The sequence below is a fragment of the Actinomadura xylanilytica genome (assembly GCF_030283145.1).
Classification (GTDB): Bacteria; Actinomycetota; Actinomycetes; order Streptosporangiales; family Streptosporangiaceae; genus Spirillospora; species Spirillospora xylanilytica.
In genome coordinates this window covers 873,853-885,966 of the sequence record NZ_JASNWE010000004.1, presented here as the reverse complement: position 1 = coordinate 885,966, position 12,114 = coordinate 873,853, and the positions used below count along the sequence as shown (strand labels likewise).

At 72.6% G+C, this 12,114-nt stretch carries 10 protein-coding genes and 1 pseudogene; 7 read left to right on the top strand and 4 right to left on the bottom strand.

Annotation, left to right across the window (positions count from 1 at the left end):
* Window positions 1-4: 4 nt before the first annotated feature.
* Window positions 5-343 carry an HGxxPAAW family protein gene (locus QP090_RS27950; RefSeq protein WP_285942408.1) on the bottom strand — a complete coding sequence of 113 codons (339 nt, stop codon included), beginning with the start codon at window positions 341-343 and terminating at the stop codon, window positions 5-7.
* A gap of 182 nt (window positions 344-525) precedes the next feature.
* Between QP090_RS27950 and secA the strand changes: the two genes are divergently transcribed.
* On the top strand, window positions 526-3,435 hold the full coding sequence (gene secA, locus QP090_RS27945) for a preprotein translocase subunit SecA (RefSeq protein WP_285942406.1): 2,910 nt from the start codon (window positions 526-528) through the stop codon (window positions 3,433-3,435).
* Between the two features lie 115 nt (window positions 3,436-3,550).
* On the opposite strand, the gene QP090_RS27940 is transcribed toward secA, so the two are convergent.
* From QP090_RS27940 to QP090_RS27930, 3 genes are all read right to left on the bottom strand, one after another.
* Window positions 3,551-4,129 carry an Rv3235 family protein gene (locus QP090_RS27940; protein ID WP_285942405.1) on the bottom strand — a complete coding sequence of 193 codons (579 nt, stop codon included), beginning with the start codon at window positions 4,127-4,129 and terminating at the stop codon, window positions 3,551-3,553.
* Between the two features lie 237 nt (window positions 4,130-4,366).
* Window positions 4,367-5,869: a PTS transporter subunit EIIC gene (locus tag QP090_RS27935; protein WP_285942403.1), complete on the bottom strand. Its 1,503-nt coding sequence runs from the start codon at window positions 5,867-5,869 to the stop codon at window positions 4,367-4,369.
* A gap of 87 nt (window positions 5,870-5,956) precedes the next feature.
* Window positions 5,957-6,697, bottom strand: coding sequence for a GntR family transcriptional regulator (locus QP090_RS27930; protein WP_285942401.1), 741 nt, complete (start codon window positions 6,695-6,697; stop codon window positions 5,957-5,959).
* 333 nt (window positions 6,698-7,030) lie between these two features.
* Between QP090_RS27930 and nagA the strand changes: the two genes are divergently transcribed.
* From nagA to ptsP, 6 genes and pseudogenes are all read left to right on the top strand, one after another.
* Window positions 7,031-8,191 (top strand): N-acetylglucosamine-6-phosphate deacetylase, encoded by a 1,161-nt coding sequence (gene nagA, locus QP090_RS27925; protein ID WP_285942399.1) that lies wholly within the window; start codon window positions 7,031-7,033, stop codon window positions 8,189-8,191.
* A 71-nt stretch (window positions 8,192-8,262) separates the two neighbouring features.
* Window positions 8,263-9,291, top strand: coding sequence for an SIS domain-containing protein (locus QP090_RS27920; protein ID WP_285942808.1), 1,029 nt, complete (start codon window positions 8,263-8,265; stop codon window positions 9,289-9,291).
* Window positions 9,292-9,319: 28 nt separating this feature from the next.
* Window positions 9,320-9,559 (top strand): annotated as a pseudogene (locus QP090_RS27915) (PTS sugar transporter subunit IIB); the annotation flags it as partial.
* A 25-nt stretch (window positions 9,560-9,584) separates the two neighbouring features.
* Complete coding sequence (locus tag QP090_RS27910) at window positions 9,585-10,034, top strand: PTS sugar transporter subunit IIA (RefSeq protein ID WP_285942807.1); 450 nt, start codon at window positions 9,585-9,587, stop codon at window positions 10,032-10,034.
* A 137-nt stretch (window positions 10,035-10,171) separates the two neighbouring features.
* Complete coding sequence (locus QP090_RS27905) at window positions 10,172-10,438, top strand: HPr family phosphocarrier protein (protein ID WP_285942397.1); 267 nt, start codon at window positions 10,172-10,174, stop codon at window positions 10,436-10,438.
* The gene (ptsP, locus tag QP090_RS27900) at window positions 10,431-12,113 is read left to right on the top strand and encodes a phosphoenolpyruvate--protein phosphotransferase (RefSeq protein WP_285942396.1); all 1,683 of its coding nucleotides are present in this window, start codon (window positions 10,431-10,433) and stop codon (window positions 12,111-12,113) included. The genes QP090_RS27905 and ptsP overlap by 8 nt, the downstream gene beginning before the upstream one ends.
* The last annotated feature ends 1 nt before the right edge of the window (window position 12,114 follow it).

The window sequence follows — 12,114 nt, the reverse complement described above, 5'->3', positions numbered from 1 at the left end:
CGGCTCAGCCGTGCGGGGCCTCCTGCGTGTCGGTCGCGATGGGCTTGTGCGCGGTCTCGCCGGTCAGGCCGCCACGCCGCTTGGTGGTGTGGCTGCCGAACAGCGAATAGTCGACGATCTCCGGAATGACCCTGGGCGCGTCCAGGACGATGTCGGAGAAGAGGTGGACCAGCCCGCTCACCAGGACGCCGACGGCGACCACGGCGATCCCGACCCAGAACGCGATCCACAGGGGGCCGATGCACAGGGCGATCCCGCCGAGCAGGAAGCCGATGAAGATGATCAGGACGGCGAGCCAGGAGCCGGGCCGTCCGGCGTGCGATCCGTACGATTCTTCGGTCATGACGCCTCCTCGCGGCTGCACTGGGAGACCTTCCGCTGGATCCGGCCGGTCAAACAGGCGCGCAGTGGATTGCGCTGCGGGGTGACCTAGACCATTCTGGGTCTCGCCTACGATGGGCATCGTACGTGTGGTGTGCGTACCGCCGGGAGCGGTGACCCACGATCTGCAAGGAGCCTCCGAGAGTGCCGCCAGTCATCGATAAGATCCTTCGTGCGGGCGAAGGTAAGATCAAGCGCAAGCTCCACAAGCTCGCGGATCAGGTCAACTCGATCGAGGAGGACTTCCTCGAGATGAGCGACGCCGAGTTGCGTGAGCTGACCGACAAGTACCGGGAGCGGATCGCCGAGGGCGAGTCCCTGGACGACCTGCTGCCCGAGGCGTTCGCCACGGTCCGCGAGGCGGCCAAGCGCGTGCTCGGGCAGCGGCCCTACGACGTCCAGCTCATGGGCGGCGCCGCACTGCACCTGGGGAACATCGCCGAGATGAAGACCGGTGAGGGCAAGACCCTCACCTGTGTGCTCCCGGCCTACCTCAACGCCCTGAGCGGCGAGGGCGTGCACGTCGTCACCGTCAACGACTACCTCGCCAAGCGCGACGCCGAGTGGATGGGCCGCGTGCACCAGTTCCTCGGGCTCGAGATCGGTGTCATCCTCCCGCAGATGACGCCGGACGAGCGCCGGGTCGCTTACAACGCCGACATCACCTATGGCACCAACAACGAGTTCGGGTTCGACTACCTGCGCGACAACATGGCCTGGAGCCTGGACGAGTGCGTCCAGCGCGGCCACAACTACGCCATCGTCGACGAGGTCGACTCGATCCTGATCGACGAGGCCCGGACGCCGCTGATCATCTCGGGCCCGGCCGAGCAGAACTCCAAGTGGTACTCGGAGTTCGCCAAGATCGTCCCGCGGCTGAAGCGGGCCGAGCTGGTCAGCACCGCCGGCCAGGTCGACGAGTACGGGCCGGGCGACTACGAGGTCAACGAGAAGAAGCGCACGGTCGGCATCACCGAGTCCGGCGTGGAGAAGGTCGAGGACTGGCTCGGCATCGACAACCTCTACGACTCGGTCAACACGCCGCTGGTCAGCTTCCTCAACAACGCGCTGAAGGCCAAGGAGCTCTACAAGCTCGACAAGGACTACGTCGTGATGAACGGCGAGGTCCTGATCGTCGACGAGTTCACCGGCCGCATCCTGCACGGGCGCCGCTACAACGAGGGCATGCACCAGGCGATCGAGGCGAAGGAGGAGGTGGCGATCAAGGACGAGAACCAGACCCTGGCCACCATCACCCTCCAGAACTTCTTCCGCCTCTACAACAAGCTCTCGGGCATGACCGGCACCGCCGACACCGAGGCCGCCGAGTTCAACAAGACCTACAAGATCGGCGTCGTGCCGATCCCGACGAACAAGCCGATGGTCCGAGAGGACGTCGCCGACGTCGTCTACAAGACCGAGCAGGCCAAGTTCGAGGCGGTCGTCGAGGACATCTCCGAGCGCCACGAGAAGGGCCAGCCGATCCTGGTCGGCACCACGTCGGTGGAGAAGTCCGAGCGGCTGTCCAGGATGCTCAAGCGGCGCGGCATCCCGCATCAGGTGCTGAACGCCAAGGCGCACGAGAAGGAGTCGGAGATCGTCGCCGAGGCCGGCCGCAAGGGCGGCGTGACCGTGGCGACCAACATGGCCGGCCGCGGCACCGACATCATGCTCGGCGGCAACCCCGACTTCCGGGCCGACCTGGAGCTGCACCAGCGGGGCCTGTCGCCGCTGGAGACGCCCGAGGAGTACGAGGCGGCCTGGCCCGAGGCGCTGGAGAAGGCGAAGGAGGCCGTCAAGGGCGAGCACGAGCAGGTCGTCGAGGCGGGCGGGCTGTACGTGCTGGCGACCGAGCGGCACGAGTCGCGGCGGATCGACAACCAGCTCCGCGGCCGGTCCGGCCGGCAGGGCGACCCGGGCGAGTCGCGGTTCTACCTGTCCCTCGAGGACGACCTGATGCGGCTGTTCAACTCCGCCCGGGTCGAGGCGATCATGTCGCGGCTGAACATCCCGGACGACGTGCCGATCGAGTCCGGCATCGTCTCCAAGGCGATCCGGTCGGCGCAGAGCCAGATCGAGCAGCAGAACTTCGAGATGCGCAAGAACGTCCTGAAGTACGACGAGGTGCTCAACCGGCAGCGCAAGGTCATCTACGGTGAGCGCCGCCAGGTGCTGGAGGGCGCCGACCTCCAGGAGCAGGTCCTCCTGATGATCGACGAGGTCGTCCAGGGCTACGTCGCGGGCGCCACCGCCGAGCGGTTCGCCGAGGAGTGGGACCTCGAGAAGCTGTGGAAGGCGTTCAAGCAGCTCTACCCGATCAAGCTGACCGTCGAGGAGCTGGTCGAGGAGGTCGGCGGCGACATCTCCGGCCTCGACGCCGAGACGCTGTCGGAGAAGATCCGCGAGGACGCCAAGGCCGCCTACGCGGCGCGCGAGGAGGAGCTCGGCGCCGACGTCGTGCGCGAGCTGGAGCGGCGCGTGGTCCTGTCGGTGCTCGACCGCAAGTGGCGCGAGCACCTGTACGAGATGGACTACCTCCAGGAGGGCATCGGCCTGCGGGCTATGGCGCAGCGCGACCCGCTGGTGGAGTACCAGCGCGAGGGCTACGACATGTTCAACGCGATGCTCGACGGCATCAAGGAGGAGTCGGTCGGCTACCTGTTCAACCTCGAGGTCGAGGTCGACGAGCAGCAGGCCGCGCCCACCGTCGGGGCCAACCCGGTGGCGCTCTCCAAGACCGCCTCCGACGACGACACGGCCGAGGCCGAGGCCGAGGCCGACACCGGCACCGAGGTCGAGGCTGAGGCCGACACCGAGGCCGACGAGGTCCCGGCCGGCGGCGAGGCCCCCACGATCCACGCCAAGGGCCTGGACGAGCCAAAGCGGCCCAAGAAGCTGGAGTACTCGGCGCCCACCGTCGACGGTGAGGGCGGCGTGGAGCTGCACAGTGAGGAGACCGAGGACGAGTACGCGGGCGTGTCCCGCAACGACCCGTGCCCCTGCGGCTCGGGCAAGAAGTTCAAGCGCTGCCACGGCGACCCGCGCGGCAAGTAGGGCGCACGCCGGGCCGAAGCGGCCTCCCGGGATCGGTTCCCGGGAGGCCGCTTCCGCGTTCACGGCCTGACGACCGGGGGCACGCCGCCGCCCTCTCGCGCCGGCCGGGCTCCCGTCACGGCCTCGCGGTGGGGAGCGCCGGTCGCCGCCGGTGTGCGGGACCGCTGGTCTCGACGGCGGTGCACCGCCATCGGCCGCGCCGGTGCTCCAGCCTGAGGGCGAGCGCCTGGACGCGGCCGTCCAGGACGAGTACCGCGCCCGTCTCGGCGCTGCCGGGGGCGGGTTCCTGGAGCCAGGTGGTCAGCACCTGGGGCGGGGCGATCCGGGCTCCGAGGGCCGTCGGAGCCCGGTGCCCGGCGAGGCCGCGGCAGACCTCCGGGAGGGCCTGGTGGGCGAGGTGGTGCGGCGTCCGCATCCCGGCGAGCACCTCGGCGACGAGCCGTACGGTCGCCTCGGCGACGGCGCGCAGGTCGGTCTCCGCCCGTTCGTCGGGCCGGACGAGGCGCAAGGGGTTGGGCCGGCGGGCGGCCGGGACGGTGGGTCTGCTGAGCGCCAGCGCCCCGTCCGTCCCATGCGCCTCGTGGGCGGCGGCGTACGGGCTCCGGGCCGGGTCCTGCGTGGTCCGGGCGGACGCCCGGGACCGGCCGGTGTAGGGGACGATCCGGACGGCCGGGTTCGTCGTGCGCTTGGGCATGGTGCCTCCAGTCATCGTGGCGGCGCCGCCGTGGGCGGCGGCGCCGATAACAGGAGGCGCGAAGGGCCGGGAAAATACGCCGGGGACCGGATGCGGACGCAGCGGTAACGCGCGCTCTGCGTTGTCCCGCCCTTTAGCGGCGCCGAATTGGGCGTCACACCGCACACATACCCGACGTCACACCGCATTCCTATGCGCCGGCCCGGCGTGCGATTTTTCACGCGTCATCGGCAGGCACTAACCGGTGCTCGGGGTGTCCTGCGGATCGGTGGAATTGTTGCGTTTGTTCGCGGTGCCGGCCATGCTCCGGGATTCGGCGCCCGTCTCGGCACCGGTCTCGGCGTTCGTCTCGGCGCCGGCCTTCGTGCCCGCGGCCAGTTCCGGGTCGGTGACGGGATCGGCGGCGACCGACTCCTCGCCATCGGGTTCGCGGCCCGGGGTGGGGATGTTCAGCCTGCGGATCAGGAAGCTGAACATCAGGTAGTAGACCGCCGCGTAGACCAGTCCCATGATGATCAGCGGCACCAGGTTCCTGGTGTTGCTCCGGGACCCGTTGATCAGCATGTCGATGGCCCCGGCGGAGAAGCTGAACCCGAGCTTCATCCCGAGCGCGTCGGCGACCGCCATCGAGATCCCGGTCAGCACCGCGTGCACGCCGAACAGGACGGGGGCGACGAAGATGAACGCGAACTCGATCGGCTCGGTGATGCCGGTGACGAACGCGGTGAGCGCGGCGGACAGCATGATGCCGCCGACGGCCGCACGGCGGTGCTTGGGCGCGGCCTGCCAGATGGCCAGCGCGGCGGCGGGCAGCGCGAACATCAGGACCGGGAAGAATCCGGTCATCGACCAGCCGGCGCCGTCCGCGCCGTTGGCATAGCAGTTGAGGTCGCCGGCGTAGCTCTTGCCGCCCACGGTGCACTCGGGGATCTGGGTCCAGACCACGTTGTTGGGGATGTGGTGCAGGCCGAGCGGCAGCAGCAGCCGGTTGATCACGCCGTAGACGCCGGCGCCGACGGTGCTGTTGTCGGCCATCCAGCCGCCGAAGCCGGTGAGCAACGTGCCGAGGAACGGCCAGACGAAGCCGAAGACCACGCCGAGCGCGAGCGAGGCGACCGCGGTGATGATCGGCACGAACCGGCGGCCCCCGAAGAAGGCCAGCCAGGTGGGCAGCTTGATCCGGTAGAAGCGCTGGTAGAGCAGGGCGGTGACGATGCCGATCACGATCCCGCCGAGGACCCGGGTGGGGTTCTGCGTGGCCAGGTCCAGGACGGTGGTGGGGGTGCCGGGATGGGCCGGGTCGAAGAGCCGCTTGCTGATCTTGGCCTTGAGGTCGTCGTCGAACCGGATGAAGAACACGTTCATGCTGACGTAGTGGAAGACCATGTAGCCGACCACCGCGGCGAGCCCGGTCGAGCCGTCCGACTTCTTGGCGAACCCCACCGCGACACCCACCGCGAACAGCAGCGGCATCCAGTCGAACAGCGCGCCGCCGGCTCCGCCGAACACCTGCGCGACCTGGTCGGCGCTGGGGTACCAGGAGCCGCCGGAGAAGCTGATCCAGTGGTCCGCGCCGGGGGCGTTGCCGAGCACGTCGGGCTGGCCCAGCCGCTGGAGCAGCCCGGCCGCGGGGAGGACGGCGATCGGCAGCATGAGGGCGCGGCCGATGCGCTGGAGCACGGCGAGGGCGGCGGACCCGCGGCGCGGCGCGGCGGGACCGGTCGCGGTGGTCGAGCTCATGTGGGGGGTTCCTCCTCGGTGACCGAAGGTGTCGGGGGCGCGTCGAGGGATCTCCGAAGGGTCGGGAGCGGCCGGAGCTCCGGGCGGTCAGGAGTGCGGCGGGGGGTCGCCGAGGGCGGTGTGGATCTGGTAGCGGTCGGCCCGGTAGGTCGACACGCCCAGTTCGGCGCAGATGCCGCTGGTGTAGGAGCGGCGTTGCAGCAGCAGCGCGGCGCTGCCGCGGGGGATCTGGAGGTGCCGGGCGTCGGCGGCGTCGGCGAGGACGGCGTCGATGGTCTGGTCGCCGGCGTCGAACACCAGCCCGTAGACGGCCTCCAGTACGCCGTACAGCGAGCGGTCGGCGAGCCGCCGGTCGAGCAGGTCGGGGGCGAGCGAGGCCAGGATGTGCGAGCGTTCGAGCGCCATCGGCTCGCCGTCGGCGGTGCGCAGCCGCTCGACCAGGTGGATCGCGGTGCCCGGCTCGACCTCGAAGACGCGGGCGAGGCGGGTGTCGGCGGCGACGGTGCGCCGGTCGAGGTCGACCGCGCCGGGCCGCAGCCCGCGGCTGAGCATGTCCTCGGTGAAGGAGACCAGCCGCAGCGGCATCTCGATCTTGGGGCGGGCGACGAAGGTGCCCTTGCCCGGCACCCGGTAGAGCCGGCCCTCGGTGACGAGCTGGTCGACGCCCTGCCGGACGGTCATGCGGGACAGCTCGTACCGCGCGCACAGCTCGCGTTCGGACGGGATCGGGGCGTCGACGGGCAGTTCCGCGCTCTCGATCAGTTCGAGCAGGATGGCACGGAGCTGGAAGTACTTCGGTACGGGGCTGTTCGGATCGATGGTCGTCACGTGGATGTCCTCGATGGCCCGGGGCCGGTGCCGGAGTGTCCGGATCGTCGTGCGCGTACTGGTCTAGGCCGGACTAGACCACAGGGGTCGAAGGCGTGTCAATGCACAGGTGAGTAACGCCGGATCGCCTGCTGGGCCGCCTCTGGAGCAGGGGGACCCACAGGTCGGGACGAGGGTCCGGCGGCCGTCCGGGCGGGATCGGGTCCCGGCGGGAAGGCCCGCGTCTTCGCTCTTCCTGTTCGGTGCAGTATGGTGCAGACTGGTCTAGTCCGGACTAGACCAGTCGCCGACCCGGCGACCTGCGGATACGGCGTCACGGAGGGTGCGCGTCCCATGGCCTCACTGCTGATCACCGCGAACAGCCTGATCACCTCGCCCGGGGGCGGTCCCGCCCGGCTCCAGGGCCCGGGCTTCGTCCGGGTGGAGAACGGCCTGATCGCCGAGGTCGGCGAGGGCCATCCCGGTGCGCGGCCGGACGTGGACCTGCCGGACGGCGTGCTCGCGCCCGGCCTGGTCGACCTCCAGGTGAACGGCTACTACGGCCACGACATGGTGGACGCCGACGCGCGCGGCTGGCACACGGTCGTGTCCCGGCTGCCCGAGACTGGCGTGACCTCGTTCCTCCCCACCTTCATCACCGCTCCCGTCCGGATCCAGGCCGAGGCGCTGCGCCGGGCCCGCGACCTGCTGCCGGGCCTGCCCGCCGGGTCGCGCGTCCTCGGCGTGCACCTGGAGGGCCCGTTCCTGGCGGAGAAGCGCAAGGGCGCGCACAACGCCGCGCACCTGACCGACCCGACGCCCGCCGCGATCGCCGCGCTGCTGGAGACCGGGCTGGTCAAGCTGGTCACCCTCGCCCCCGAGCGGGACGGCGCGCTCGACGCGATCCGCACCCTCACCGCGAACGGCGTACTGGTCAGCGTCGGCCACAGCGACGCCACCGCCGAGCAGGTCGCGGCGGCGGCGGACGCCGGGGCCCGCAAGGTCACCCACATCTTCAACGCGCAGTCCGGCGTGCACCACCGCGACCCCGGGGTCGCCGCGCAGGCGCTCGTCGACACCCGGCTGAGCCCGGGCCTGATCGTCGACCTGCACCATGTCGCGGCGCCGGTCTGCGAGCTGGTCTTCCGCGCCGCCGCCGGACGGGTCGTGCTCGTCACCGACGCCGCCGCGTCCGCGGGGATGCCGCCGGGCGGCTACGAGCTGGGCGGCGAGCCGATCACGATGCCGGCGGAGGGGCCGCCGCTGCGCGCCGACGGCACCCTCGCCGGGTCGGGGCTGCGGCTGGACGACGCGGTCGGCAACGCGGTCCGGATCGGCGTCGACCAGGTGACCGCGATCGAGGCCGCCACCCGCGTGCCCGCCGACCTGATCGGCCGGCCCGACCTCGGCCGGATCGCGCCGGGCGCCGCGGCCGACCTGGTCTGGCTCGGCCCGGGGCACCGCGCGCATGCGACCTGGATCAACGGGCAGAACGTCTTCGGAGGGGGATCATGACCACGCCGCTGAACGATCCGGCGCAGCCCGGAGGACCGGCACCGGCCGGGGCCGCGGCACCGAGCTCGCGGATGCGGGCCGAGATCGGCGAGCAGCCGGACGCGCTGCGCCGCACGATCGGGGGACTGCTGCCGCGCATGTCCGACGTCGGGCTCCTCGCCCGCGGCACCCGCCAGGTGCTGTTCATCGCGCGCGGGTCGTCCGACAACGCCGCGGTGTACGGGCGGTACCTGGTGGAGTCGCACGCCGGCCGGCTGGCCACCCTCGCCGCGCCGTCGATCGCCACGACCTACCGGAGCAGGCTCGACCTGTCCGGGGTGCTGGCGGTCGCGATCAGCCAGTCCGGCAAGACCGAGGAGATCGTCGAGACGCTCGACTGGGCCAAGGACTGCGGCGCCCGCACGGTGGCGATCACCAACGGCGCCGGGTCGCCGCTGGCCGAGTCCGCCGAGGTGGCGCTGATCACCGAGGCGGGCGACGAGCTGGCGGTGCCGGCCACCAAGACCTACACCACCCAGCTCGCCGCGGTCGCGGTGCTCGGGCTCGGGCTCGGCACCGACGTCGACCGGGACGACCTGCGCCGCGCGCCGGACGAGGTGGAGCGGCTGATCGGGGTCACCGAGGCGGCCGGGGCGCTGCCGGAGATGGTCGAGGAGCTGGCCGGGGTCCCCGGCGCGGTCGTGTCCGGCCGCGGCATCGCGTTCGGCAGCGCGCTGGAGCTCGCCCTCAAGATCAAGGAGGCGTGCTACCTGCACGCCATGGGCCTGTCGTACGCCGACCTCCAGCACGGCCCGATCGCCGTCGTGGACGAGCGGACCCCCGCGCTGCTGGTCGCCGCGGGCGACGGGCCCACGCTGCCGGGTACGGTGGCGCTGGCGGAGCGGGTGCGGGGGGCGGGCGCCCGCGCGTTCGGCATCGGCGGCGGCCCCGGTCTCGCCGGGGCGTGCTCGGCCGCGCTGCCGGGCCCGGACCTGCCCGAGTGGGTCGCGCCGCTCGGCCTCATCGTCCCCGGCCAGATCCTGGTCGAGAACCTGGCTCGCAGGCTGGGCGTCGACCCCGACGTCCCGCGCGGCCTCAACAAGGTCACCCAGACGAGCTGACACGGTCGGCGCGGCGAACACGGAAGAGACTGACATGGACAAGGCCGAGGCCATCGTCGCGGCACTGGGCGGCGCCGCGAACATCGTCGAGATCGAGCCGTGCGCGACGCGGCTGCGCACCGAGGTGGCGGACCCGGGCAAGGTCGACGAGGCGGGTCTCAAGGCCGCCGGGGCGTACGGCGTGATGCGCAGCGGCACGGTGGTCCAGGTGGTGGTGGGGCCCGAGGCCGACACCATCGCCACCGACATCGAGGATCTCCTCGACTGAGGCTGGGAGTCGGATCATGACGGGAGTGACGAGGGTGCTGTCGCCGGTCGCCGGCCGGGCGGTGGGCCTGGGCGGCGTGCCCGACCTGGTGTTCGCCAAGGCCATGGTCGGGCCGGGCACCGCGGTCGACCCCGAGCGTGGGCCCGGCCGGGCGATCGCCCCGGTCACCGGCAAGATCGTCAAAATGCATCCGCACGCGTTCGTCGTGGTCGACGCCGAGGAGCACGGCGTGTTGGTGCACCTCGGCGTCGACACCGTCCAGCTCAAGGGCGCCGGCTTCCGGGTGTTCGCCGCCGCCGGCGACCGGGTCATCGCGGGCCAGCCGCTGATCGGCTGGGACCCCGCGGTGATCGAGGCGGGCGGCCGGTCGCCGGTCTGCGCGGTGGTGGCGCTGGACGCGGGTTCCGACGTGCTCTCGGACGTGGTCGAGTCCGGCGCGGTGAGCAAGGGGGCCGAGCTCTTCACCTGGCGCTGACGCCGCCCGGCGGCGATGTCCGAGGCCGCGCCCCCCGGCGGCGGCCGGCCGCCCGGTGGCGGATCTGAAGGAAGTGCACGTGCTGCCGGCCCCGCGCCGCGGGCGCCCGGAGCAGATCGAGAACGAGGGAGTGTTCTGTGACCGACCGCAACGTCAAGATCGAGTCCAAGGTGGGGTTGCACGCGCGGCCGGCCGCGCTGTTCGTGCAGACCGCGGCCAGGGCCCCGATGGAGGTCACGGTCGCCAAGTCCGGCAAGGCCCCGGTCAACGCCAAGAGCATCCTGGCGGTGCTCGGGCTGGACGCCCGGCACGGCGAGCAGATCGTCATCTCCGCCGCGGGCGAGGGCGCCGACGCGCTGCTGGACGAGCTGGAGGCGCTGCTCACGGAGCCCGAGAGTGCCTGAGGTCCTGCACGGCGCCGGGGTCAGCCCCGGGGTCGGCGCCGGCCCCGTCCGGGGCATCGCCGGCGCCGTCCCCGAGCCGCCCGCCGGGTCCCGCCACGGCGGCGACGCCGAGGCCGAGAGGCGCGTCGCACTGGACGCGCTCGGCGCCGTCGCCGCCGACCTGGAGGCGCGCGGGGCGCGCGCGGCCGAGCTCGGCAACGAGGACGGCCGGGACGTGCTGAACGCGCAGGCGCTGATGGCCGGCGACCCCGAGCTCGCGGCCGGCGTCGGCGCCCGGATCGACACGGGCGTCGCGGCGGCCCGCGCGGTCCACGAGTCGTTCGGCGTCTACCGCGAGATGCTGGCCGGAGCCGGCGAGTACCTCGCGGCGCGCGTCACCGACCTCGACGACATCCGCGACCGGACGGTCGCGCGGCTGCTCGGGCTGCCGATGCCGGGCGTCCCCGAGTCGGACGAGCCGTTCGTGCTGGTCGCCCGCGATCTGGCGCCGGCCGACACCGCGGTGCTCGACCCGGCGCTGGTGGCCGCGTTCGTGACCGAGGAGGGCGGCCCGACCAGCCACACCGCGATCCTCGCCCGCACCATGGGCGTCCCCGCGGTGGTGGCGCTGCCGGGCGCGACGGGCCTCGCCGACGGCACACCCGTCCTCGTCGACGGGGCGGCCGGGACGGTGGTGGTGAACCCGACCGGCACCGAGGTCCGCGCGGCGCGCGCGGCGGCGGCGGCGCGGGCGTCCGCGCTGGCCGAGTCGACCGGACCGGGCGGCACCCGCGACGGCCACAAGGTGCCGCTGCTCGCCAACATCGGCGGCCCCAAGGACCTCGACGCCGCGCTCGCCAACGGCGCCGAGGGCGTGGGGCTCTACCGCACCGAGTTCCTCTTCCTCGACCGGTCGGCCCCGCCCACGGAGACCGAGCAGGAGGAGGCGTACCGCACGGTCCTCGAGGCGTTCCCGCGGGGCCGCGTGGTGGTCCGGGCGCTCGACGCGGGCGCCGACAAGCCGCTGGCGTTCCTGCCGCCTCCCGGCGAGGAGCCCAACCCGGCGCTCGGCGAGCGGGGGCTGCGGATGCTGCGCCGCCACCCGGACGTCCTGGACGCCCAGCTCGGCGCCCTGGCCCGCGCCGCGTCCGGTACCACCGCGAAGCTCCAGGTCATGGCGCCGATGGTCACCGACGCCGAGGAGGCCGCGTTCTTCGCGGCGGCCTGCGGCGCGGCGGGCATCGACCACCCGGGCGTGATGATCGAGGTGCCGGCGGCGGCGCTGCGCGCCCGCGACCTGGCCTCCGAGGTGGAGTTCTTCAGCCTCGGCACCAACGACCTGACCCAGTACGCCTGCGCCGCCGACCGCCAGCTCGGCGGCCTGGCCGGGTTCCAGGACGCGTGGCGGCCCGCCGTGCTCGACCTGGTCGCCAGTGCCGCGGACGCGGGCCTTCCCTGCGGCGTGTGCGGGGAGTCGGCGGGCGATCCCGCGCTGGCGTGCGTCCTGGTCGGCCTCGGCGTCACCTCGCTGTCGATGAGCGCGCCGTCGCTGCCGCTCGTCCGGGCGGCGCTGGCCCGGCACACCTTGGAGGACTGCCGTCAGGCCGCGCTGGCCGCCCGCGCGGCCCGCTCGCCGCAGGAGGCACGCGAAGCCGCGCGTACCCGCCTGCCGGCCCTGGCCGCGCTCGGGCTGTAGA

Excerpts from the sequence above, each read along its gene's own strand:
- QP090_RS27935 (WP_285942403.1), bottom strand. The coding sequence starts at position 5,869 with ATGAGCTCGACCACCGCGACCGGTCCCGCCGCGCCGCGCCGCGGGTCC.
- QP090_RS27950 (WP_285942408.1), bottom strand. The coding sequence starts at position 343 with ATGACCGAAGAATCGTACGGATCGCACGCCGGACGGCCCGGCTCCTGG.
- nagA (WP_285942399.1), top strand. The coding sequence starts at position 7,031 with ATGGCCTCACTGCTGATCACCGCGAACAGCCTGATCACCTCGCCCGGG.
- QP090_RS27940 (WP_285942405.1), bottom strand. The coding sequence starts at position 4,129 with ATGCCCAAGCGCACGACGAACCCGGCCGTCCGGATCGTCCCCTACACC.
- QP090_RS27920 (WP_285942808.1), top strand. The coding sequence starts at position 8,263 with ATGCGGGCCGAGATCGGCGAGCAGCCGGACGCGCTGCGCCGCACGATC.